We start from the raw sequence: 24,981 nt of genomic DNA, 5'->3' as shown, positions 1-24,981 counted from the left end.
GGAATATAAGGAGCTGATTATTTGAGACCTGTAATAGATTTGTCTAAAGAATATGGATTGGTATTTGACGGCGGCGGTGCCAGAGGTGCCTATCAGATCGGGGCGTGGAAAGCGCTCCGGGAGGCAGGAGTGAAGATTAAGGCCGTTGCCGGCACATCGGTGGGAGCACTGAACGGAGCTCTCGTGTGTATGGGTGATGTGGAAATGGCGGAGAAAATCTGGAGTGAGATGACATTTTCCACGGTAATGGATGTGGATGACAATCTTATGGAGCGGCTCTTTCAGAGGGAACTTTCCCTCAAAGAGGCCTTCGAGGAGGCAGTTCGTATTATAAAGGACGGGGGCGTGGATGTGACGCCGCTGCGCCAGCTGATTCACGACAGGATCGATGAGGATAAGATTCGCAATTCAGGAATCCTGTTCTGCCTGCTGACATTTTCTCTGACGGATTTTAAAGAGCTGGATCTGAGCATTGATGAGATACCGGAGGGACTTCTGGAGGACTTCCTTCTGGCCAGCGCCTATCTGATCGGATTTAAAAATGAAAAGCTTCATGGGAAGACCTACATCGATGGCGGTGTTGTGAATAACGTACCCCTCGGTTCTCTGGTGGAGAGGGGAATACAGAATATTATCGAAGTGCGCATTTACGGACCTGGCAGGGAGCCCAGAGTAAAGCTTCCTGACGGTGCGGTGAAATACGAGGTGGCACCGAGGGTAAAGCTTGGCAGTATTATTGAATTCAGTGCCAAAAGAAGCTGCCAGAATATGAAAATCGGATATTTTGATGCACTTCGGACAATATATGGGCTTTCCGGAACAATTTATTATATTGAAGAAACGCGGGAAGAGTGGTATTATGGAGAGAAAATGAGGGGTCTGACGGAATTTGAGAAGGCCGAAACGGTTCTGACTCTTAAGATTTCACCGGGCGTTTCAGACCGGGAACTGTACCTTGCCATGCTGGAGGCTGCAGCAAAATATCTGGAGGTGCAAAAATACCGGGTATATACTACCGATGAACTGGAAGATGCGGTTTATCAAAAATACGAGGCATGTGAGGAGAAGGAGGGGCTACCCCGGTTTATCCGCATGCTGATGAAGACAGGAAAGGGATACGAGATGGACTTAAAAGGACGCAGCTTTTTGAAACTGAAAGATTTTACACCGGCAGAGATTTTATATCTGGTGGATTTGGCACAGGAACTGAAGGAAAAGAGAAAACAGGGTATCAAGGGAAACAGCCTGGCAGGCAAGAATATTGCATTGATTTTTGAAAAACCGTCTACCAGAACCCGCTGTGCATTTACAATTGGTGCACAGGATGAGGGCGGAACAGCTACATACCTTGCAGGTTCTGAATTACAGCTTGGTGAAAAGGAAAGTATTGAAGATACCGCACGTGTATTGGGACGTATGTTTGACGGAATCGAATTCCGTGGATTTGATCATGAATTCGTAGAGGCACTCTCTGAGTACAGCGGTGTTCCGGTATGGAACGGACTGACCGATCAGTGGCATCCGACACAGGTGCTGGCTACATTCCTGACACTGAAAGAGAACTTCGGACACATTAAGGGACTGAATGTAGTATACCTGGGGGACGGACGTAATAACGTGGCAAACAGCCTTCTGGTTGGATGTGCGAAGGTGGGAGTAAATATTGCCGTTGCAGCACCGAAGCGTCTGTGGCCGGATGCAGAGCTTGTGAAGGAATGCGAGGAGTATGCAAAAGAGGCAGGATCTACGGTTACCATTACAGATAAGCTGGATGTCGTAGAGGGCGCAGATATGCTTTACACAGACGTATGGTTCTCCATGGGTGAGGAAAAGAAGGAGCAGGAGCGTACCAAGCTTGCACTTCCTTATCAGGTAAATGCAGAACTGATGAAGAAGACAGGAAAAGACACTACTATTTTCTCACACTGTCTGCCTGCAAACAAAGGAAAAGAAGTTACAGAGGATGTATTTGAAAGCGAAGCATCCAAGGTATTTGACGAGGCAGAGAACCGTCTGCACACAATCAAAGCAGTTATGGTAGCAACATTAGGTGAATATTAAAAAAATGAAAACAGAGATATTGTCCATACTCAGACAGAGGGATGGGTTTGTGTCCGGGCAGCAGCTGTGCGAGGAATTCCATGTTTCCCGTACTGCTGTCTGGAAGGTAATAGAACAGTTGAAATCAGAAGGGTATCAGATTGAGGCGGTCCGTAACAAGGGCTACCGCCTCACCTGCAGCCCGGATGTGATGTCAAAGGCAGAGATTGAAAGCCTGATGAGAACGAATTGGGCAGGGCACCCGGTCATTTACCATGATCAGGTAGATTCCACGAACACACAGGCAAAGCGATTGGGCGAAGAACTGGCAGCCGGCGGAAATATGGCCTCCGGCGGTAATGATACTTTCGACGGAAATAAGGTGAGGGCAGGTCATGGAACGTTAGTAGTAGCGGATCTTCAGACGGCCGGAAAAGGACGCCGGGGAAGAAGCTGGGAATCCCCTTCGGGAGCAAGCATTTATATGAGTATCCTGCTTAGACCGGAAATATTGCCGGATCAGGCACCGATGCTCACACTGGTCATGGCACAGAGCGTGGCAGAGGCGGTGCAGGAGCTTACAGGAGCAGAAGTGGGAATCAAATGGCCTAATGACATCGTATTAAATGGGAAAAAAATCTGCGGCATTCTGACAGAAATGAGTGCAGAGATTGATTATATAAATTATGTGGTTATCGGTGTGGGGGTGAATGTAAATACGCCGGATTTTCCGGAAGCACTCACAAAGACGGCAACTTCACTGAAAATAGAACTGGGGCAGAGTGTAAAACGCTCAGCGCTGATTGCTGCTGTCATGAAAAGATTTGAAGAAAATTATGAGACATTTACACGGACGGGAGATCTGTCCGGGATGCAGGAGCAGTATAACAGTCTTCTGGTAAACAGGGGTCGGGATGTGCGGGTCCTGGAGCCGGGACATGAGTATAATGGTCATGCGCTTGGAATCAACAGAACCGGAGAACTGCTGGTGGAAAAAGAGGATGGCACCACGGCGGAGATATTTGCCGGAGAAGTGTCTGTAAGAGGAATATATGGATATGTATGATGGAAAAATTGTGCTCTGCGGGGCAAACTCATATGAAGAAAAATATTATCTGAATCCGGATTTTGAACAGCTTCCGGATTCTGTGAAAGATGAACTGAAGATTATGTGCGTGTTATACGTACACGACGTGGGAGGAATCCTGACTCTTGTGTATGAAGAAAATGGGGACCTTTGTTTCGAAGTAACGGCGGAAGAGGGAGACCCAATGTTTGATGACATCGGAAGCCGGCTGAAGATCAAACAGCTGCAGCAGGAAAAAGCAGACCTTCTGGAGGCGCTGCAGATGTATTACAAAGTCTTCTTTCTTGGAGAAGAAATATAAAAAACGGGATTTGATCACAGACCCTGATGGGTAATAGACCAAAATGGAGGAAAGGTGCAATGTTATTAGCAATTGACGTTGGAAATACAAATATTACACTGGGCATTTTTAAGGGAACCGAGCTTGCGGGAAAATTCAGAATGACGGCAAAGCAGCCGCGGACCTCTGATGAATACGGCATTACCCTGAGGGACTTAATCCGTAATCAGGGAGAAAATCCGGCAGAGGTAGATGCAGTAATCATCGCATCCGTAGTTCCGGACATTATGCATTCACTGGGCAGCGCTATCATCAAATATTTCGGCCATAAGCCAATCGTAGTATCCGCGGGAATCAAAACCGGAATCCGGGTAGCCACGGAAAATCCGCGCCAGACCGGACCGGACCGCATCGTGGATGCAGTTGCTGCATATTATCTGTATGGAGGACCTGTCATCGTAGTAGACTTCGGAACCGCAACCACCTATGATCTGGTTGAACCGGACGGAACCTTCGGTGTCGGCGTAACAGCACCGGGAATCCGAACATCAGCCCGTGCTCTGTGGGGCGGCGCAGCCATGCTGCCCGAGATCGAGATCCGTAAACCGGCATCCATCCTTGCCAGAGAAACCGTCTCCAGTATGCAGGCCGGACTGGTATACGGATATATCGGACAGACAGAGTACATTATCAAGCATCTGAAAGAAGAATCCGGCTATACGGACGCCAAAGTAGTAGCAACCGGAGGCCTTGGAAATATCATTGTAAATGAGACAGACAGCATCGATATCTATGATCCGATATTGACGCTGGAAGGGTTGAGATTGATATATGAGAAAAACAAACGTTAGTTGGGGACGTAGCAAAATGCATTTTGCTACGTCCCCAACTAACGCAAAGGGTGTACCCAACCGCAATTTGTGGTGTACCCAATTAACCAGAGAGGTGTACCAAATTGAACATCGGAACATTACAGATTGAGAATCCATACATCCTGGCACCGATGGCGGGCGTTACAGACCTGCCGTTCCGGTTGTTATGCAAGGAACAGGGAGCCGGACTTTTGTGTATGGAGATGATTAGTGCAAAGGCACTGCAGTACGGAAATAAAAATACGAAAGCACTGCTTGCAATTCATCCGGATGAGTATCCGGTATCCTTGCAGCTGTTTGGAAGTGATCCGCAGATTATCAGTGAGCAGGCGAAACGAATTGAAGAACTTCCTTTTCAGATTCTGGATATCAATATGGGCTGTCCGGTTCCCAAGGTGGTGCGGAACGGAGAAGGTTCTGCGCTCATGAAGGAACCGAAGCTTGTATATGATATTGTATATGCAGTATCCCATGCCATTCAAAAACCGGTCACGGTAAAAATCCGAAAAGGATTTGATGACAACAGTGTTAACGCAGTGGAAATTGCGAAAATAGTAGAGGAAGCCGGAGGCGCAGCTGTGGCGGTTCACGGGCGAACCAGAGAACAGTACTATTCAGGCAAGGCAGACTGGGATATCATCCGCCAGGTTAAGGAGGCCGTGTCTATTCCAGTCATCGGAAATGGCGATGTAACTTCCGCGCAGAAAGCTGCAGACATGATGGAACAGACCGGATGCGACGGTGTAATGATAGGAAGAGGAGCACAGGGAAATCCGTGGATATTCCGGGAGTTGCTGGAATATAATGAGACAGGCATAATTCCCGGGAGACCGGATAAACTAACGATTCGGGATACCATGCTCCGTCATGCGGCGCTGCAGATAGAATTCAAAGGAGAATATCTGGGCATCCGGGAAATGCGCAAGCATGTGGCATGGTATACGAAAGGAATGCCGGGCTCGGCAAGGCTTCGGGATGCTATTAATAAAGTAGAAACATACAAAGAACTGGAAGCACTTTTCTATTGACACACAAAGCAGGGCTATGTATAATAATGAAATTGTGAAAGTATCTTTTGCATAAGGACTCCACAGGGCTTCTGTCCTGTAACGATAGAGACATAATGAAAGTAAGAAGAGGAGACGAAAGGGTATGGAAGAAAAGAAAAAAATTCTTACTTATACAGGTTTGAAAGCATTAGAAGATGAACTGGAGAACTTAAAGGTAGTAAGACGTAAAGAGGTTGCCGGAAAGATCAAAGAGGCAAGAGAACAGGGCGATTTGTCTGAAAATGCTGAGTATGATGCAGCAAAGGATGAACAGCGTGATATCGAAGCAAGAATTGAAGAGCTTGAGAAAATCCTGAAAAATGCAGAAGTAGTTGACGAAGACGAAGTAAATCTTGATAAAATCAGCGTCGGCTGTACTGTAACAGTATATGATGTAGAATTTGATGAGGAAATGGAGTTCAAGATCGTTGGTTCTACAGAGGCAAACAGTCTTCAGGGTAAGATTTCCAACGAGTCACCGGTAGGAAGAGCGCTGCTTGGCTGCGAGGTTGGGGAGACCGTAACCGTAGAGACACAGGCAGGAGATATCGCTTACAAAGTATTGAAAATTGAGCGCTCCGTATAACAGGACGCTGTCAAATTAGAGAATAGGAGTGGAAGAAAGTGTCTGAACAACAGAAAAATGTACAGGAACCGGATTTAAATCAGTTAAGAAAAGTTCGCCGTGAAAAACTGGCTGAATTGCAGGCAAATGGAAAAGATCCATATCAGGTCATGAAGTATGATGTGACATGCCATACGATGGATATTAAGAATAATTATGAGGAAATGGAAGGCAAGCATGTGTCTGTAGCCGGACGTATCATGCAGAAGCGTGTGATGGGTAAGGCTTCCTTCTGTAACATTCTGGATCAGTCCGGAAATATTCAGTCATATGTGGCAAGAGACAGTATTGGGGAAGAGTCTTATAAAGATTTTAAGAAAATGGACATCGGAGATATCGTAGGTATTGAAGGTGAAGTATTTAAAACAAAGACCGGCGAAATTTCCATTCATGCAAGTGCTGTAAAACTGTTGTCAAAGAGCCTTCAGATTCTTCCGGAGAAATTCCACGGACTGACCAATACAGATATCCGTTACCGTCAGAGATATGTGGATCTGATCATGAATCCTGAGGTTAGAGATACATTCATCAAACGTTCTCACATCATCAGTTCCATCAGAAGATATCTGGATGGACAGGGATTCCTGGAAGTTGAGACACCGATGCTGGTAAGCAATGCCGGCGGTGCTGCTGCAAGACCTTTCGAGACACATTTCAATGCACTGGGAGAGGACTTCAAGCTTCGTATCTCACTGGAGTTATACCTGAAACGTCTGATCGTAGGCGGTCTGGAGAAGGTATACGAAATTGGACGTGTATTCCGTAACGAAGGTCTGGATACCAGACACAATCCGGAATTCACACTGATGGAGCTCTATCAGGCATACACAGATTATAATGGAATGATGGATCTGACAGAGAACCTGTACCGCCATGTGGCACAGGAAGTTCTCGGAACCACTCAGATTGTATATAAAGGAATTGAAATCGACCTTGGAAAACCATTCGAGAGAATTACCATGGTAGATGCCGTTAAGAAATACGCAGGCGTTGACTGGAATGAAGTAGAAACATTAGAGCAGGCACGCGCACTTGCAGACGAGCATCATGTAGAATATGAAGAGAGACATAAGAAGGGTGATATCTTAAGCCTCTTCTTCGAAGAGTTTGCAGAGGAACACCTGATTCAGCCGACATTTGTTATGGATCATCCAATCGAAATTTCTCCGCTGACCAAGAAGAAACCGGAAAATCCGGACTACGTAGAGCGTTTCGAGTTCTTTATGAACGGATGGGAGATGGCAAATGCTTATTCCGAGCTTAATGACCCAATCGATCAGAGAGAGCGTTTCAAAGCACAGGAAGAACTGCTGGCACAGGGTGACGAGGAAGCTAACACCACAGATGAAGACTTCCTGAACGCACTGGAGATCGGTATGCCGCCAACAGGTGGAATCGGATTCGGAATCGACAGAATGTGTATGCTCCTGACAGGCGCAGAAGCGATTCGAGACGTGCTGCTCTTTCCAACAATGAAGACACAGGGCGCGGCAAAGAATGAGGCAAACAATGCAGCCCGTACTGCAAACGCAGCACAGGCACCAGCTGTAACAGAGAAATGCTGTCCGGAAGAGGGTATCACATGTTGCTGCGGAGAAGAAATTGATTTTTCCAAAGTAGAGATTGAGCCATTGTTCAAGGACGAGGTTGATTTTGATACATTCAGCAAGTCTGATTTCAGGGCTGTTAAAGTAAAAGAGTGTGTGGCAGTTCCGAAGAGCAAAAAGCTCCTTCAGTTCACACTGGATGACGGAACAGGTGAAGACCGCACAATATTAAGCGGAATTCATGCATATTATGAGCCGGAAGAGCTGGTTGGAAAGACATTGATTGCAATCACAAACCTGCCTCCGAGAAAAATGATGGGAATTGACTCCTGCGGTATGCTTCTGTCAGCACTGCACACAGAAGAGGGAGAAGAAAAACTTCACCTCCTGATGGTAGATAATCATATTCCGGCTGGTGCAAAGCTGTACTAGAAGATTGGAAAACTGGATAAAGAGAAATACAAACAACGGGATTGCTGCGGCAGTTTCGTTGTTTTTGTATTTGGGAGAGCAAAACCTATCAGCTTTTGTGATTCCTGAACAGAAGATATGATTATTGTATTTCTTTCTGAAAACCGCTATACTAAGAAAAGAATCTGGTAGAGCGGTTTTTGAATCAGGAGGTATTTTATGGCAAGAAGAGTGGCGATAGGAATACAGGATTTTGGTGATTTGATTCAGAAAAAGTACTTTTATATAGATAAAACATCATTTATCAAAGAATGGTGGGACAGTGGAGACAGCGTGACACTAATCAATCGTCCCCGGCGATTTGGAAAAACGCTCAATATGAGTATGGTAGAGCACTTCTTCTCGGTAGAATATGCCGGGAGGGGCGATTTGTTTGAGGGGCTCTCTATTTGGGAACATGAGGAGTATCGAAATATACAGGGAACTTGGCCGGTAATCAGTCTGTCTTTTGCGAATGTGAAAGAAAAGGATTATCGGACTACGCGCAAAAAAATCTGTCAGCTTCTGACAAAGTTATATGCGGAGAACTCTTTTTTGGTAGACAGCGGAGTGCTTTGCGAATCGGATTTGAGATATTTTAAGCGGGTATCAGAGGACATGGATGACAGTGATGCAACGCTGGCATTGTATCAGTTGTCTGATTTTCTTTCTCGTTATTATGGGAAAAAGGTCATCATTCTTCTTGACGAGTATGATACACCGATGCAGGAGGCTTATGTGGATGGATACTGGGATGAACTTGTGGCATTTACCAGAAGTCTCTTTAATGCCACATTTAAAACCAATCCATGGCTTGAGCGGGGAATCATGACTGGAATTACGAGAGTCAGCAAAGAGTCTGTTTTTTCAGATTTGAATAATCTGGAAGTGGTAACTACGACGTCTAACAAATATGCTGCTTCTTTTGGATTTACAGAGCAGGAAGTGTTTGAAGCTTTAGAAGAATGTGGGCTTGGACAGGAAAAAGCGTCTGTAAAAGAATGGTACGATGGATTTATTTTTGGGGATTATCAGGGTATTTATAATCCCTGGTCAATATTAAATTATCTGGATAAAAAATATTTTACAACCTATTGGGCAAACTCCAGTTCCAATAGTCTGGTGGGGAAACTGATTCGACAGGGCAGCCGCCAGATTAAGGGAAATTTTGAACGTCTTCTTGAAGGAGAATCAATACGAACTCCAATTGATGAGCAGATCGTGTATAATCAGCTGGACAATAATGAGGATGCAATCTGGAGCCTGTTATTGGCAAGTGGGTATTTAAAGGTGCTTTCTTATGACAGATTGGAGTTTTTGGAGCCGGGGGAAAAGCAGATGTATGAACTGGCGCTTACAAATTATGAAGTTAAGTGCATGTTTGAAGGAATGGTGCATGGCTGGTTCTCGGAAGCAATGGGGGATTATAATGACTTTATCAAAGCCATGCTTCAGGATGACCTGGAAGCTATGAATGCATATATGAATGAAATTACTTTGGAGATTTTCAGTTATTTCGATTCGGGGAAAAGGCCATCACGCAGTGCGGCAGAGCGTTTTTATCACGGGTTCGTCCTTGGACTTATTGTAGATCTCCGCGGGAAATATGTGATTACTTCCAATCGTGAAAGTGGATTCGGAAGATATGATGTAATGCTGGAGCCAAAGGATTCTAAAAATGATGCAATTATAATAGAGTTTAAGGTTTTCAATGCCAAGAAAGAGAACTCATTGGAAGAAACGGTTGAATCTGCATTAAAACAGATTGAAGAAAGGAAATATGAGGCAGTTCTGAATGCGAAAGGGATACCGGGAACCCGTATTCGGAAATATGGGTTTGCTTTTGAGGGAAAGAATGTACTGATAGGATAAGTCAATGAGGACAGGTTCCTCGACTCATTGAGTCGCGGAATCTGTCCTCGTTGGCTCTGTCGGCAAAATAGTCTGTCAATATAAAATAAAATTATAATTTATTAAAAAACATATTGACAAATGCAAAAAGATGAGATATTATAATATCAACAAAAGAAAAGAAGAGACAACTTCAAAAAACAGGAGGACGGTCCAATGAAATAATTATAATAATTGGACAAATTCAATAGAAAGAGGGGTTATACAGTGAAACTTCAAGAATATCATTAAAAGAGCTATTTGATTTGTAAAGAAAAATCAAATAGCTCTATTTTTTTGCGTTTTTTTAGATATATGAAATGTGGCAATAAATCAAAGACAGTTTGCTATCTCTCTGAATAAAGGTTATAATTTGCGATAAGAGAATGTGTTTATTGAGAAAGGGTTAAGAGATAAAGATGAATAAGAAAACGATAGAAGAAAAATATGAATTCAGAGAAATACATGCAGATGAAGCTGATCAGGTGGCGCAGATTGAGCTGGCATGTTTCCCATCAAATGAGGCATGTAAACCTGAAATAATGAAAGAGCGTGTAAAGATTTTTCCGGAGACGTTTCTTGTGGCAGTTAGTAAGGAAACCGGGGAAATTATCGGCTTTATTAATGGATTAGCAACGAATGAGATTAATTTGAGAGATGAATTTTATACAGATCCGGCGTTGCACGATCCTGCTGGAAGCAACATTATGATTCTGGGCGTTAATGTTCTCCCGAAATATAGAAAACAGGGGATTGCCAGAGAAATGATGTGTAACTATGTTTGCAGAGAAAATGATAAGGGTAGAAAATCAATCGTTCTCACTTGTCTGGAGGATAAGGTTCAGATGTATGAAAAATTTGGATACAGAGACTGTGGAGAATCTGATTCCGCATGGGGCGGAGAAAAGTGGCATGAGATGGTGTATGCGCTGAATTAGAGAAAGAAGCGGCGGGAAAATTGTATATAGCTGTTATCTATAGATTCTGTTGTTGTTTGAAAATATTAATTTGACAGTTCGTGATAAAAGTTTATATAATGTCTTTAGCATAATATGCAAGAAATTTTCAAAAAGACTAGACTTGAAATCAGGAGGCGATTAAGATGGGTCGATTGGATGGGAAAGTAGCAATCATCACCGGAGGTAATTCAGGTGTGGGTGCTGCAACAGCAAAGTTATTTGCAAAAGAGGGTGCAAAAGTTATTATTACAGCCAGAAGAGAAGGACCACTTGAAGATGTTGCGAAGGAAATTCGCGAAGCTGGCGGTGAGGTACTTCCGGTAGCAACAGACATTTCCAAAAAGGGAGATGCAGATAAACTGGTTGCAAAGGCAGTGGAAGTGTATGGGAAATTAGATATTCTCGTAAATAATGCGGGAGTATTGGAAGAAGGTCTGAAGCCGATTGACCGTTTCACAGACGAAGACCTGGATCGGATTGTTGAAATCAATGAAAAAGGAACCATGTATTGTATGCGTGCGGCATCCGCAGAGATGGCTAAGACAGGATATGGCTCTATTGTAAATGTTGCCTCTATTGCGGGAGTTATGGGCTGTGGAGGAGCTGCCTATGTTGCTTCCAAGGCGGCAATCATTGGTGTGACACGCCATACAGCACTTCGTTTTGCAGGAACAAATATCCGTTGTAATGCGGTATGTCCGGGAACAATTGTGACTCCTATGGTTATGGGAACAAATCCTGCAAGCCTGGATCCGGATATGATGGGACAGATGGCAAAACACAGTGATCTGAAAGTACAGCCTTGTATGCCGGATGATGTGGCAAACATTCTGTTGTTCCTCGCAAGTGATGAATCACGTGCAATTACCGGACAGGCACTTCAGACAGATTTCGGTGGAACATTATAAAAGAGATAATTGACGGGTAATATAGAGCCGTTGCAAAATAGATGCAGAGTTACATACATCTATGGAGCAGGGGCTCTTATTCATACAATCAGGAGGAGTTTTACATGGCATTTGAAGAGGCTTTTGCCTATTTGAAAAATCAGGGATATGGGGAACGGGTGCGGGTATTTGAAGTGTCCAGCGCAACAGTAGAACTTGCTGCGGTAGCAGTAGGTACAGAACCGGCCCGGATCGCCAAATCATTATCATTTATGGTTGATGAGCAGCCGATTATCATTATCTGCGCAGGAGATACAAAGATTAACAACAGTAAATATAAGGGTGTATTTCATAAGAAAGCCAGAATGCTGACGGCTGATGAAGTGCGTAGCCTGATCGGGCATGAGGTGGGAGGAGTATGTCCATTCGGTATTAAAGATGGAGTGGACGTCTATCTGGATGAATCATTGAAGCGATTTGAAAAGGTGTATCCGGCCTGCGGAAGTGCAAAAAGTGCAGTAGAATTAACACCGGAAGAATTGGAACAGCTTTCCGGAAGTAAGGCATGGATTGATGTGTGCAAGTAGTCGATGAGGGATATTTTTAATACAATATAGCTGGAACATTATTGTTTTATGTAAGTGTAAGCATTTATATCGGAGGTTAATATGAGTAACATTATTCTATATCATGGAAGTGCTGAAAGAATAGTAACGCCTACATTTGGATTGGGAGAGGACAGGCATGATTATGGTAGAGGCTTTTACTTAACTGAGAGTGATGAACTGGCGAAAGAGTGGGCAGTTTGCAGACCAGACGAAACAAATGGATGGGTGCATAAATTTGTACTGGACGATACAGAGCTTAAGATTTTGGATTTCCAAAAGGAAAGCGTGTTGTCATGGCTGGCAGAGCTTATGAAACATCGTGCGGCGGCAGATTCAAAAAGATACCGGGTTTTATCAGAAAAGTTTATTCAGAAATATGGAATCTCAACAGATGGATATGATGTAATCAAAGGGTGGAGAGCAAATGCGTCATATTTTTATATTGCAAAATCATTTGTAAGGGATGAGATTGATGTGGATATTTTAGAAGAATTACTTTCATTGGGCGGACTGGGAATCCAATACTGTGTGAAGACCGAAAAAGCATATGAACATTTGTCAGAGATAGATGAAGAATTACGACAAATTAATTTTGAACAGTATAATAAGAAATATAATGAGCGGGATATTACAGCGCGGGAAAATATGAAAAGTTTAATCGAGTCGGACAGAAATAAAGTTACAAAAGTATTCAGCACATTATTATAGGAGAGATGATACTATGCAAGCTTATTCAAAAGCATATTTAGACGAAATAGTAGAAAATCAGGGAAAATTATTTGATTATGTCGCAAACAGCTATCCTGATATGAATACAGAGGATTTTATTCAGAAATATATGAAGAGTAAAACGAGAAAATTCGTGGATGAAGCACAAGCGTATGTTTGTACAATGAATGCACAAGAACTTTGGGAATATTTTCAGAAAACAGATCAATATCAGTTGACAAAGGGGGAAGCTTTAAAAGGTTTCATGCCGGACTGGATTGGGGAGTTTTATGCATATTATCAGTGGAAGTATAATGTGTCAAGTGCAGAGTTGGTTGATAAAATCTCTTTGGAATATCTTGAAAAAGCGTATCATGGGTTGCATGATCTGGAATTAGATCTTGCAGTGGAGAAAGTAGGAAAAATAAAATGATAATATGTTTTCATAATCCTGACGAGGAAAATGGATATCTCAGTAATTGGTATATGTCAGATTTTGTTATAGATGGAGTAAAATTTTCATCTATGGAAAAGTACATGATGTATCAGAAAGCGCTGACGTTTCGGGATTTTGAGATTGCACAGAAGATTTTGAAATCGAATGATGTTGCGCAAATTAAAGCATATGGAAGACAAGTGTCAAACTATGAAGAAGTGATCTGGAATGGTATCAGGCAGCTTGTTGTGTACCGGGGGCTGACAGAGAAGTTTTCTCAAAACAGAGACCTGAGAAAACGGCTGGTAGAAACGGAAGATGCCGTTCTGGCAGAATGTGCGGTACAGGATAAAATTTGGGGTATTGGATTATCTATGAATGATCCCAACCGACTTGATATTCATAAGTGGAAAGGAAATAATCTTTTGGGATTTACTTTGATGAAAGTGCGGGAAGGTATTCAACATGGGAGTTGACATTCAAACCATTCAGGGCGATATCACGAAGGTAAATGACGTGGAGGCAATCGTGAATGCGGCGAACAACAGCCTCCTCGGCGGAGGCGGTGTTGACGGAGCGATTCACCGGGCAGCCGGGCCGGAATTATTAAAGGAATGCAGAACATTACACGGCTGTGAGACCGGAGAGGCGAAGATTACGGGAGCGTATCATCTTCCCTGCAAATATGTGATTCATACGGTCGGACCAATCTGGCGGGGCGGCGCTTATGGGGAACCGGAGCTTTTGAAAAATGCCTATTGGAATTCCCTGCAGTTGGCGATAGACAACGGTATCCGCAGCATTGCATTTCCTTCGATCTCAACGGGGGTGTACAGCTATCCGGTGGAGCAGGCGGCAGCCATTGCAGTGAAAACGGTGAAGGAGTTCTGTGTAGCTCACGCAGGTCGGATAGATACAGTGAGTTTTGTATTATTTGACAGGAATACGCTACACGTTTATGAGCATGCCGTTTCAGAGCTGCAGAGGAATGGGTAACGGTATGAAAGAGGATAAGAACGAAACAAGATGGGATAAGCTTCTTCGAATCCGGACGATGGGACGGGACGACTCCAATGCAGATCAGTATCGATATCCCTATGAACCGACCCCTTATTCTGTGCTGGAACGCCTGGCAAATACCGGGCTCATTCGGAAGGGCAATACGCTTTTGGATTATGGGTGCGGAAAAGGAAGAGTGGATTTTTTCCTGTCTTATCAGACTCGGTGTCAGTCTGTTGGAATTGAGTACGATGAACGGATTTATGAGAAGGCAGTGGAAAATAGAGAAACAGCGGCGGCTTCAGGCAGAGTTTCCTTTGAGCTTGCGAATGCAGAGAATTTTGTGGTCTCAGAGAAGGTTGACTGCATTTATTTCTTCAATCCTTTTTCTCTGGAGATTTTGCAGAAGGTAATTTCCCGAATTCTGGATTCATATTATGAAAAACCGAGAACGATACAGATGTTTTTTTATTATCCGTCCGATGAATATATTTCCTATCTGATGACGGTGGGGGAGCTGATGTTTACTGACGAAATTGACTGCAGGGATTTATTTCCGGGCAACGATCCGCGGGAACGGATCTTGATTTTTGAATTGCCAGTAGATGAATAAATGAAAATGTAGGCAAAACTGGCATGGACAAAACTTGCATAACTGGAGGTTTCTCCACTGCCATCTGAGTGATAGTATAATATGATATCAGGGTCAAAAGCACGGAACAATCCGTAAGTATCATCATCGGGAACTTTTGATCCCCAACATCATAATATCAGAAAGGCGGAATATAGTTATGGAAAATAGTAATACAAACAAGGCGTATGCAGGAACGGTGCAGGACCCTAAAGTAAAGACATTGGTAATTACTGCGTTTTTTGCCGCAATTACTTATCTTGGAATTCAAGTGTTCCGGATTCCGATGCCTGCAGTAATAGGTACACCATTTGTACATTTTGGACATATATTTGTAGTGATGGGAGTTCTTTTACAGGGAGGAAAAAGAGGTGCCATATCAGGAGCATTAGGACTGGTTATTTTCGATCTGTTAAATGGATATATTCAGGACATTCCGCAGGTTTTTGCAGAGACGGTAGTGAAGGCGCTGATCGTGGGTGCAATTTTCGTGTGGCTTAAGAAGAAAGCAGAAGATAACAGGACAAAAGAATATCAGTCAGCAGTGATTTGCTCTGTGATTTACGGGATTTTCAATGTAATCATCGAGCTGGCAGCAGGTACAGTTAAGATGGTAATCCTGGGAAGCGGTGTCTCCGCAGCATTTGCGGGTTCACTGGCATCTATCCCGGCAACGGTTATTAATGCGTTGTTTATGATTATTGCTATTGCGATACTGTATCGTCCGGTCAGTGCACTGTATAAGAAGATTGCGTAGTGAAGCGAAAAAGATTTCGCATATTATTCAGAAGAGGTGAGATGAAATGTTAGCAGTAGTAAAAGAGCACAAAGGACCGGGATTTGCGATAAAGGATGTCCCGATGCCGGTCTGTGGAGAAGAGGATGTAATTGTAAAAGTAAAATCTGTCGGTTTCTGTGGCTCAGATGGACCAATTCTCGCAGGGACAAGAGATGTTCCGTGGCCGTTGATTCCCGGTCATGAATTTGCGGGAGATATTGTAGAGACAGGTGCAAAAGTAAAGGGGTGGCAGATCGGGGATCGTGTCAGCGCCTGTATTGTAATCGGATGTGGAAACTGTAAATATTGTATTGAAGGAAATGAGCCTCTCTGTGACAATCTTGTGGAGACTGGTATCCATGTGAATGGAGCATTTGCGGAATATGTACGCGTTCCTGCAAAAGTACTTGTAAAATTAAAGGATTCCACAAGTTATGATTTTGGAGCGGCGATTGACCCGATTGCATCTGCTTATCGTACCGTAAAATCAATGCCAATAACATCGAAAGATACGGTTATGGTTCTTGGTCCGGGACCAATTGGCCTGTATGCAACACAGCTTTTGAAGCTTCGAGGTGCAAGAAAGGTCATTGTTCTTGGAGCAGATTGTGATAAGGAACGTCTGGAGATGGCTCTGAAGCTGGGAGCGGATTATGTTATTAATAATTCGGTAGAGGATCCAATTGAGAGAATTAAAGAGATTACGAACGGGGACATGTTAGATTATGTGCATGACTGTGCCGGGGCTGTTCCGTTGGTGGAGATAGCTATGAATACATTGAAAAAGACCGGGCATTACTATATTACTGGTCTCTTCCATGAGCTCGCACCTGTGAATCTTGGAAAAGTGGTTCGTTCGGAAATTGATATTCATGGAACTATCTGTTATACAAGGGAGGAATTCAGAGAATGTCTGGATCTGATCGAAGATGGAAGACTCCAGGTGGAACCTCTTATTACACATCATTATGCACTTCGGGATATGCAGGAGGCATTTGAAATGTTCCAGTCCAGACAGGCGATCAAGATTATGCTTCATCCGGAAGAATAAGAAGCAGAGAGGTTATAGTTGTTAAAATTTTTGGGGAAAAAGGAAATATAGAATTATGAAAAACTGGAAGAAGAGTCTGCGTACTTTGGCAGGAGTGCTGCTGGGAAATGTGGTTCTGGCACTGGCGGTTGGGGCGTTTGCTGTGCCACATGGAATCATTATGGGAGGTGCGACCGGTATCGGTCTTACGATTACCCATTACCTGCATGTGAATCTGTCAGCAGTTGTATTGGGGATTAATGCGATTCTTTTTGTTTTAGGAACTTTTGTGCTGGGGAAAAAATTTGCGCTTACAACGATTGTCAGTTCAATTGTATATCCGGTATTTCTGTCGATTGTACAGGCCATTCCCGGGATTGATTCGCTGACGGATAATATAATGCTGGCAACAGTTTATGCAGGAGCATTGCTGGGAATCGGGATTGGACTTGTGGTGCGTGTAGGGGCATCCACCGGAGGAACGGATATCCTTGCACTGGTTTTAAACAAATGGTTTCATGTATCCATTGCGGTCATGATGTATGTGGTGGATTTTATTGTTCTGGGATTTCAGGTGCTTTTTTCAAATTCGGAACAGATCCTGTATGGTATCTTTATGCTGGTACTTACCACACTGGTTATGAACCGTGTCATACTGATGGGACAGTCCCAGATTCAGCTCTTCGTTATTACTGAGAAATATGAAGAAGTTAAAGAAAAGATGCTGAAAGAAATTGACGCCGGAGTAACTATGGTTCACATTGAGACAGGATATGAGGGAAGGCAGCAAAAGGGTGTATTGTGTGTGATCCCGAACCGTAAATTATATTCCGTAAATCAGATGGTACAGGCAGTTGATCCAAAGGCATTTATAACGATTACGCAGATTAATGAAGTGCGTGGCGTAGGGTTCACTATAGAGAAAAATCCTTTATAAAAAAATCATTACGAAGCGGCTCCTTAACGGAGAGAATCTTCCTTTACATTTTTGTTGCGGATAATAACTGATTAAATAGAAATCTGAAAGTGTCTTTTCATTTACTTGAATTAGAGTCATTTTAATAGTATAATTTTTTTGTTAGATATTTTAGGCAACAAAATTATGAACAATGAGGAGGAATCTGGCATGATTACTTGGAATAACTTGGATACACTGGCTTCATTTAAAGAGCTTGCAGACGTGGAGCGTGTGAATCTTGTTGAGGCTATGTCCGGAGAAAATGGCGCAGAGCGTGTGAAAAAATACAGTGTGCCGATGGCAGAAGGACTTGCATTTAATTACGGAGCAAAACAGGTGGACGATAAGGTGCTGACAGCTCTTGCAAAATTGGCAGAAGAGGCACAGCTTACAGAAAAATATGAAGCACTCTATAATGGAGAGATGATCAATACCGGTGAAAAACGTCTGGTACTTCATCAGCTGACCCGCGGACAGTTGGGAGAGGCTGTTGTGGCAGATGGTGTGGATAAACGTGCTTTTTATGTGGAGCAGCAGGAGAAGATTGCAGAATTTGCAAATAAAGTACATGCCGGAGAAATCACAAACGAAGCAGGAGAGAAATTCACGACTGTAGTACAGATCGGAATCGGCGGAAGCGACCTTGGACCACGTGCAATGTATCTGGCACTTGAGAACTGGGCTAAGGTCAATGATACATTCAAAATGAAAGCAGAATTTATCAGCAATGTGGATCCGGATGATGCATCTGCAGTACTGTCAAATATTGACGTGGCACATTCCATCTTCGTGCTTGTTTCCAAATCAGGTACAACACTGGAGACATTGACCAACGAATCCTTCGTAAAGGACGCTCTGGCAAAAGCCGGATTAGATGCGTCTAAGCATATGATCGCTGTTACCAGTGAGACATCTCCGCTGGCAAAGAGTGATGACTATCTGGCGGCTTTCTTCATGGATGATTATATCGGAGGACGTTATTCCTCTACATCTGCTGTAGGCGGAGCAGTATTATCACTGGCATTCGGACCGGAGATCTTTGCTCAGTTCCTGGAAGGTGCAGCAGCAGAGGATGCACTGGCTAAGAATAAAGAGTTACTTGAGAATCCGGCAATGCTTGATGCAATGATCGGTGTATATGAGCGCAACGTACTGGGATATCAGAATACGGCAGTTCTTCCGTACTCTCAGGCATTAAGCCGTTTTCCGGCACATTTGCAGCAGCTTGATATGGAGTCAAACGGTAAATCAGTAAACCGCTTCGGAGAGCCGGTTAATTATCAGACAGGCCCTGTGATTTTCGGAGAGCCTGGAACGAACGGACAGCACTCCTTCTATCAGCTGCTTCACCAGGGAACAGATATTATTCCGCTGCAGTTCGTTGGATTTAAGAACAGCCAGATGGAAAATGATGTTGTGATTCAGGATAGTACAAGCCAGCAGAAGCTCTGTGCAAATGTAGCAGCTCAGATCGTAGCATTTGCATGTGGTAAAGAAGATGAGAACCGTAACAAGAACTTCGAGGGCGGACGTCCGTCAAGCATCATTATCGGTGAGAAGCTGGATCCGAAGGCACTTGGAGCACTGCTTTCACACTTTGAAAACAAAGTAATGTTCCAGGGATTCGTATGGAATCTGAACAGCTTTGACCAGGAAGGCGTACAGCTCGGTAAAGTTCTGGCAAAACGTGTACTTGCACATGATACAGACGGAGCACTCAAGGTATATAGCGATCTCTTAAACATTTAGTATCATTTAAATGAGTGTTGAAATCCCGGGATAGTCTGATAAAAAGGCTGTTTCGGGATTTTTGGTATATCAGATGGGGATTGAACATTTACAAAAGAAAGGTAGAAGAGTATGAAAAGAAGAAAGCTTGCGGGGGTTTTGAGTCTCATGATGGCATGCTCTCTGATTCCGCAGAATGTATTGGCGGAAGAGACGGCGTCGGCAGAAGAACAGGGAGCTGACTATGGAATTCCGGGCGAAGACTACGTGGAGGGTGAAGTCATTGTTCGTGTGAGAGGCGGTGAGGATGCACTTTATGCGAACGGCAGTAATGCCAGTACTTTTTCGAGAAGATCAGTGCCATCATTTTCAACGGAAGTGTTGATGGAACTGAACAGTGACGGTGAGGAGTCCGGGGGAAAAAATGACTATGCGGTATTCTCAGTGGCGGAATCAACAGATGACGATGAGGAAGAAACCAGTGAAATCGTGCTGGTGAAAGGTGATGACACGGAAGCGTTGATTCAGGAACTTATGGAGAATCCGAATGTGGAGTATGCCCTGCCAAACTATAAGGTAGAGCTGTGTGGAGACGATATCGAAGATCCAATGTACGATTATCAGTGGGGGCTTGATAATAAAATTGATCTGACGGGAACCTGGGCTGACATGGATGCAGAGGAGGCCTGGGCGTCAGGTGCAGGTTCTGAAACAGATGATAAGGTTGTTGTTGCGGTTATCGACAGCGGTGTAGATTATACACATCCGGACCTGGCGGGTGTTATGTGGGATGACGGAGAATCAATCCCGGCATTGCAGGCTCTTGGAGGAGGAAAATACGGTGCAAATTATGCTCTGGGAGAAGATACAACGGATCCCAGGGATACCGATGTGGGCCACGGAACACATTGTTCCTCCGTTATTGCATCTCAGTGGAATCAGGAAGGAGTCCGGGGAGTAAGCGGAAATGCAGAGATTATGGCAATCCGTTTTGCGGGAGCAAATAGCAGCAGTATGGCGAGCGCGGTAAAGGCGTTCCGCTACATGATTACGGCAAAGCAGAACGGTGTAAATGTAAAGGTTGCAAGTAATTCCTGGGGAGTTGACAGGAACTTCAGTCAGGCAGACGCGTTGATTGGTGATCTGACAATGGAGGCAGCCAGGGAAGGAATTATGGTATGCTTTGCATCGGGAAATTCCAATCTGGATCTGGATATGTGGCCGAATATCCAATATCAGAACCGGAATATTCTGGTTGTTGGTGCAATGGAAAGCTCCGGTACTCCGGCGTATTTTTCCAATTACGGACAAAGCAGTGTAGATGTATTTGCACCGGGAACACAGATTCTGGCAGCAACCAGCCTGTATGGCAAGGAGAACCCGAAAGCCAGTGTACAGATGGCACCGCAGTATATTCCGTGGATACAGGATGCAGATGATACTTTGATTTATAACCAATTCAATGGAGACAGCATAGACGATGAAACACCGATTACATATAGTGTATACAAAATAGTCAGTGATGAAGACGGTAATAATTACAGAGAGTATTTGGAAGAGTCGGATATTTCCATGGTGACGGGATTTAAACCGGAAAAAGATGGAGACAAAGCTGTCGGTATTTCGCTTGATGGTGTTCAGGCAGGGGATAAATTTGGCGTAGAGATTCAGATTCATCTTACAAAAGAAGAAAAAGAATTGTTGGCAGGACAGGAAAATCTTTACATAGCAATGGAAGGTGGACTTTCAGGTGCCGAACTGGTAAGTAATACTTTGACACTTAAGCAAAATGTGCCGGAGGGAAGCGGGGAAAAAGAACAGCTTAGTGCAAGGCTCCGTTTTGCGGATAATAACTGGGTTTGTTTAACCGGTAAAATTCCGGAAGATCAGAGGGGGTTCCTGAAAGTATCTGAGGAAGAGCCGGTACCTGAGGAAGAGGCAGTATCTGAGGAAGAGGAAACTCCGGGAATCCTCAGGTTAGAAGGAGAGATGACCGGCAATGCAGGAGATGCAATGCTTTATCTCGACAATATTGGATTCGGAACAAAGACCAGTAACTATTATTATTCGGATGGTACATCCATGGCCTGCCCGGCCGTAGCAGGTGTTGCTGCCCTGGTATCGGAGAAATACAGTGACCCGGAAGAAGTAAAAGCCCGCATTATGGGAAGTGTTGTGACGGATCAGAATTTCTATGACAAATGTGTTACGTCAGGTTATGTGAATGCAGACCAGGCATATAATTTTACGGATGAAGAGATGACTCCTGTAGTAGAATGTCTGGATCAGGAAGATGGCATTGGTATACTGAAAGGATGGTATTTTGGAGAGAATGCCGGAAAATTATATGTGGGAGAACAGGAAATTACAGCAATTGAAAGCTGGAGTGATCGTGAAATAAGATTTGTTCTTCCGGAGGGAGTGGAAGGAAAACAGAAAATAGCTGTTTTATCCTACGCGAATGGTAAGACAGGATATCAGTTCTTAACGGTTGGACAATCATCCAAAGGTTATGAGGAACTGGAAGCAGCGAACCTGGACTGGGGAGAAGAGGCAGGAGAAAAGGTGACATCACAGAATGGAACACCTCTGGCTATGGCTGCTGCGGGAAATAAGATTATGGTGGTAGGCACCATGGGAAGCGGCTCTCAAAATTATATGGAAATGTATGACATTGCAGCGGCACAATGGAATAAAGTAGAACTGCCCGATCAGAATATACTGCTGGATTCATATCCGGGAACTTTTTCCATTGCGGCGGCAAAGAGCAAGATCTATTTCATGTATGATACGGTAGGGGGAGAATCGGCTTACCGACACAAACTGGCTACTTATGATGTGGAGAAGGAAAAGTGGACATCAATTGTAGATATGACTGACAGGACAGAAACCTATTTTGGAATGATTACCGTATACAGGAATCAACTCCTTATCGTAGGAGGAGATAATCGTCGGGATAATAAAAATGATCCCGGCAGAGAACATATGGATGACTGGGAATCCCTGAAAGTTAGAGCGATCACCCCTGATACCGGAGAGGTGATTCAGGAATATCCCCGACTTCCGGATAATCGAATCGGCGGCACCATCGTATGTAATGGGGACAAACTCTATATTGTAGGCGGAGTATCCGACATTTATGAAGGATGGTATGGAAACGATAACGTATCAATCAACGAAGTGTGGGAATTCGATGGAGAAAGCTGGAAGACGGACGGAGGAGCATTATACGATTATAAGGATTACGAACAGTATCTGGTAATGGCAGCAGGCGCTACGAAAAGCGGCATCATTGCAGCGGGATATGTGAAGACGTCAGTGGAAGACGTAGATGCCTCCGGTGAAGAACAATTCCATGATACATGGGAATATGACGGAGAACAGAGTATATGGAACGCACGGAACGATGTGAGATTTCATGATTCGAAGACATCCGGCATTGTAGGAAGTACATGGGATGGATATTTCTATGTGCTGGGAAGAGATGTTGAGACCGGAAAGCAGATATTCCGCAGACTGGCAGTGGATACGGCGGATCCTTCCGAAAATCCGGCAGAGAAGGACGATCCGGGCAAAGACGATCCAGGCAAGGACGATCCGGGCAAGGATGATCCGGGCAAAGACGATCCGGGTAAGAATGATTCAGGTAAGACTACACCGGGAACCGGTGGAAACAGCGGAAAGAAAGTCACACCGAAAACCGGAGACAGCAGTCATTCTATGCTGTGGCTGGGAATTCTGCTTCTCAGCGGCGCTGGAGCAGTGGGAACCATCGGATATCGCAGAAGAAAAAGTAAATAAGTATTAGAAGTGCACCCGTTTGTTGAATTGACAGACGGGTGTTTTTAAAACCGTTAAAATAAAGGTAAGTATACTTTACAAACCATTAAAATAATGGTTTAATAGAAATGAGGTGATGGCATGAAGAAAAAAAGATTTGTATTACCGGAATATGTAACTGCAGAAGATATAAAGAATGTCAGAAAAAAGCTTGGGCTTACTCAAAAAAATTTTGCGGAATTAATCGGCTGTTCGAAATCAACGGTTGAACGGTGGGAGAGCGGCAATGAAACGGTGAGTGGTCCGGTCGTTCTTTTGCTTCGATATCTGGAACGTGAACCGGAATCCATTCAGCAATTAGAAATCCCGGAACAAGTATATCCACTCCGGCTCTGGTATATGCATAATCAGACCGTATGTACATTAATTGATGTGGATGAACTGAACCAGAAAGTACGTATTAAAAATTATGTAGAACATGTTATGTTTAAAGCGTTCGGTGTAATTGAAGAACCGGATTATCCTATGTATCTGGAGTTTCTGGAATCCAGGTGTTTTCCGAGAACCCGGGATAAGATGAAATTAATTTTAAAGGACCTGGACCTGCCATTTTATGATCCTTTTTTGATTATAGAGAAGACGGAAGGGCGGATGGCTGAGGATGATTTTTGGATTCGGATAGAGAGGTAGGACAAAAATGATCGAATTGTTTGAGCAGGACATCAGAACGAATGACAGGCAATCCTCCAAAGGGAATCAATTGAAGTGGGAAAATGAAGGTATGTGGTATAAGGCAGACTATGCCGGCTATGAGGGACTTGCAGAGTACATGATATCTCATTTGCTGGAACAGTCTTCATTATCACCATCAGAATATGCATTGTATAATCTGGAACAGATTAAGTATAAGTCAAGTATCTATTGTGGCGTAAAGAGCAGGAGCTTTTTGCAAAGAGGATGGCAGATTATCACACTGGAGAGATTATTTAAGAATTTTTCTGGTGAGAGTCTGTATAAATCCACATACAAAATAGGAAGTCATGAGGAAAGAATGATTTTTCTTGTAGAACAGGTGGAACGGATAACCGGGCTTACAGAGTTTGGGAAGTACCTTAATAAACTTTTTACTATTGACGCATTATTTTTAAATGAAGACAGGCATATGCACAATATTGCAGTTTTGATGAACGGAAAAGGCGAATTCGCGTATTGCCCGATTTTCGATAACGGGGCAGGACTCCTGTCAGATACCACTATGGATTATCCTATAAATGATGATATTTATCAATTAATGGACAATGTGCAGTCAAAGACTATATGCAGTGATTTTGATGAGCAGCTGGATATATCAGAAGCTCTGTACGGGGAGAACATCCGGTTTATGTTTTCTGAAAAAGATGTACAGCGTTTGCTGGAAAAAGCTGATATTTATCCGGAACAGCAAAAAAACAGGGTTGAGACGATTATAAGAATGCAGATGAGGAAGTACCGGTATTTATTTAGTATATAAAATAAATTGTTTTGTTGCACTTTTGTTGCACAAATGAGAGTATAATCATAGAAAATGGGAGACGATTCCTTCGTCAGGACTTGAGAGTGAGTCCTGCAAAGAAATTATCTACGAAAGAAAGGAAGAAGA

At 43.7% G+C, this 24,981-nt stretch carries 23 protein-coding genes; all 23 read left to right on the top strand.

Translation table 11 applies throughout. The annotated features are described in order from the left end of the window. The first annotated feature begins 21 nt into the window (after positions 1-21). The 23 genes from argF (at position 22) to ACQRCC_RS09145 (ending at position 24,852) form a co-directional block, all read left to right on the top strand. Positions 22-2,061 (top strand): ornithine carbamoyltransferase, encoded by a 2,040-nt coding sequence (gene argF, locus ACQRCC_RS09255; protein WP_427850528.1) that lies wholly within the window; start codon positions 22-24, stop codon positions 2,059-2,061. A gap of 4 nt (positions 2,062-2,065) precedes the next feature. After that, on the top strand, positions 2,066-3,106 hold the full coding sequence (locus ACQRCC_RS09250) for a biotin--[acetyl-CoA-carboxylase] ligase (protein WP_427850527.1): 1,041 nt from the start codon (positions 2,066-2,068) through the stop codon (positions 3,104-3,106). Then, entirely contained in the window at positions 3,099-3,428 is a 330-nt protein-coding gene (locus ACQRCC_RS09245; protein WP_427850530.1) for a DUF6145 family protein, read from the top strand. The genes ACQRCC_RS09250 and ACQRCC_RS09245 overlap by 8 nt, the downstream gene beginning before the upstream one ends. A 59-nt stretch (positions 3,429-3,487) precedes the next feature. After that, positions 3,488-4,258 carry a type III pantothenate kinase gene (locus ACQRCC_RS09240; protein ID WP_427850526.1) on the top strand — a complete coding sequence of 257 codons (771 nt, stop codon included), beginning with the start codon at positions 3,488-3,490 and terminating at the stop codon, positions 4,256-4,258. A gap of 104 nt (positions 4,259-4,362) precedes the next feature. Next, on the top strand, positions 4,363-5,307 hold the full coding sequence (dusB, locus tag ACQRCC_RS09235) for a tRNA dihydrouridine synthase DusB (RefSeq protein WP_427850525.1): 945 nt from the start codon (positions 4,363-4,365) through the stop codon (positions 5,305-5,307). Positions 5,308-5,431: 124 nt separating this feature from the next. Further along, the gene (gene greA, locus ACQRCC_RS09230; RefSeq protein ID WP_427850524.1) at positions 5,432-5,914 is read left to right on the top strand and encodes a transcription elongation factor GreA; all 483 of its coding nucleotides are present in this window, start codon (positions 5,432-5,434) and stop codon (positions 5,912-5,914) included. 38 nt (positions 5,915-5,952) lie between these two features. Beyond that, positions 5,953-7,932: a lysine--tRNA ligase gene (gene lysS, locus ACQRCC_RS09225; protein ID WP_427850523.1), complete on the top strand. Its 1,980-nt coding sequence runs from the start codon at positions 5,953-5,955 to the stop codon at positions 7,930-7,932. 198 nt (positions 7,933-8,130) lie between these two features. Next, the gene (locus tag ACQRCC_RS09220) at positions 8,131-9,822 is read left to right on the top strand and encodes an AAA family ATPase (protein ID WP_427850522.1); all 1,692 of its coding nucleotides are present in this window, start codon (positions 8,131-8,133) and stop codon (positions 9,820-9,822) included. Positions 9,823-10,259: 437 nt separating this feature from the next. Next, positions 10,260-10,778, top strand: a complete 519-nt coding sequence (locus ACQRCC_RS09215; RefSeq protein WP_427850521.1) for a GNAT family N-acetyltransferase — start codon at positions 10,260-10,262, stop codon at positions 10,776-10,778. A 164-nt stretch (positions 10,779-10,942) separates the two neighbouring features. Then, positions 10,943-11,707, top strand: coding sequence for an SDR family NAD(P)-dependent oxidoreductase (locus ACQRCC_RS09210; protein ID WP_427850520.1), 765 nt, complete (start codon positions 10,943-10,945; stop codon positions 11,705-11,707). Positions 11,708-11,811: 104 nt separating this feature from the next. Next, positions 11,812-12,273, top strand: coding sequence for a YbaK/EbsC family protein (locus ACQRCC_RS09205; protein ID WP_427850519.1), 462 nt, complete (start codon positions 11,812-11,814; stop codon positions 12,271-12,273). An 81-nt stretch (positions 12,274-12,354) separates the two neighbouring features. After that, positions 12,355-13,002 carry a DUF3990 domain-containing protein gene (locus ACQRCC_RS09200; RefSeq protein ID WP_427850518.1) on the top strand — a complete coding sequence of 216 codons (648 nt, stop codon included), beginning with the start codon at positions 12,355-12,357 and terminating at the stop codon, positions 13,000-13,002. 13 nt (positions 13,003-13,015) lie between these two features. Continuing rightward, the gene (locus ACQRCC_RS09195) at positions 13,016-13,435 is read left to right on the top strand and encodes a hypothetical protein (RefSeq protein WP_427850517.1); all 420 of its coding nucleotides are present in this window, start codon (positions 13,016-13,018) and stop codon (positions 13,433-13,435) included. Beyond that, positions 13,432-13,914 (top strand): NADAR family protein, encoded by a 483-nt coding sequence (locus tag ACQRCC_RS09190; RefSeq protein WP_427850516.1) that lies wholly within the window; start codon positions 13,432-13,434, stop codon positions 13,912-13,914. Before ACQRCC_RS09195 ends, ACQRCC_RS09190 begins: the two co-directional genes overlap by 4 nt. Continuing rightward, positions 13,904-14,434, top strand: a complete 531-nt coding sequence (locus tag ACQRCC_RS09185) for an O-acetyl-ADP-ribose deacetylase (RefSeq protein WP_427850515.1) — start codon at positions 13,904-13,906, stop codon at positions 14,432-14,434. The genes ACQRCC_RS09190 and ACQRCC_RS09185 overlap by 11 nt, the downstream gene beginning before the upstream one ends. Before the next feature lie 4 nt (positions 14,435-14,438). After that, on the top strand, positions 14,439-15,050 hold the full coding sequence (locus tag ACQRCC_RS09180) for an SAM-dependent methyltransferase (RefSeq protein ID WP_427850514.1): 612 nt from the start codon (positions 14,439-14,441) through the stop codon (positions 15,048-15,050). 178 nt (positions 15,051-15,228) lie between these two features. Further along, positions 15,229-15,825, top strand: coding sequence for an ECF transporter S component (locus ACQRCC_RS09175; protein WP_427850513.1), 597 nt, complete (start codon positions 15,229-15,231; stop codon positions 15,823-15,825). A gap of 46 nt (positions 15,826-15,871) precedes the next feature. Next, a complete protein-coding gene (locus tag ACQRCC_RS09170) occupies positions 15,872-16,897 on the top strand; it encodes a zinc-dependent alcohol dehydrogenase (RefSeq protein WP_427850512.1) in 1,026 nt (341 codons plus the stop codon). A gap of 55 nt (positions 16,898-16,952) precedes the next feature. Further along, positions 16,953-17,813 (top strand): YitT family protein, encoded by an 861-nt coding sequence (locus ACQRCC_RS09165; RefSeq protein WP_427850511.1) that lies wholly within the window; start codon positions 16,953-16,955, stop codon positions 17,811-17,813. Between the two features lie 189 nt (positions 17,814-18,002). Then, complete coding sequence (locus ACQRCC_RS09160; protein WP_427850510.1) at positions 18,003-19,583, top strand: glucose-6-phosphate isomerase; 1,581 nt, start codon at positions 18,003-18,005, stop codon at positions 19,581-19,583. A 111-nt stretch (positions 19,584-19,694) separates the two neighbouring features. Beyond that, positions 19,695-23,363, top strand: a complete 3,669-nt coding sequence (locus tag ACQRCC_RS09155) for a S8 family serine peptidase (protein ID WP_427850509.1) — start codon at positions 19,695-19,697, stop codon at positions 23,361-23,363. A 120-nt stretch (positions 23,364-23,483) separates the two neighbouring features. After that, entirely contained in the window at positions 23,484-24,032 is a 549-nt protein-coding gene (locus tag ACQRCC_RS09150; RefSeq protein WP_427850508.1) for a helix-turn-helix domain-containing protein, read from the top strand. A 7-nt stretch (positions 24,033-24,039) separates the two neighbouring features. Next, on the top strand, positions 24,040-24,852 hold the full coding sequence (locus ACQRCC_RS09145) for a hypothetical protein (protein WP_427850507.1): 813 nt from the start codon (positions 24,040-24,042) through the stop codon (positions 24,850-24,852). Positions 24,853-24,981: the final 129 nt, after the last annotated feature.

Source organism: Sporofaciens sp. SGI.106 (assembly GCF_050314255.1).
Lineage (GTDB): Bacteria > Bacillota > Clostridia > Lachnospirales > Lachnospiraceae > Claveliimonas.
Note: the sequence above shows the minus strand (reverse complement) of the source record. Positions and strands in the feature narration are given on the sequence as shown.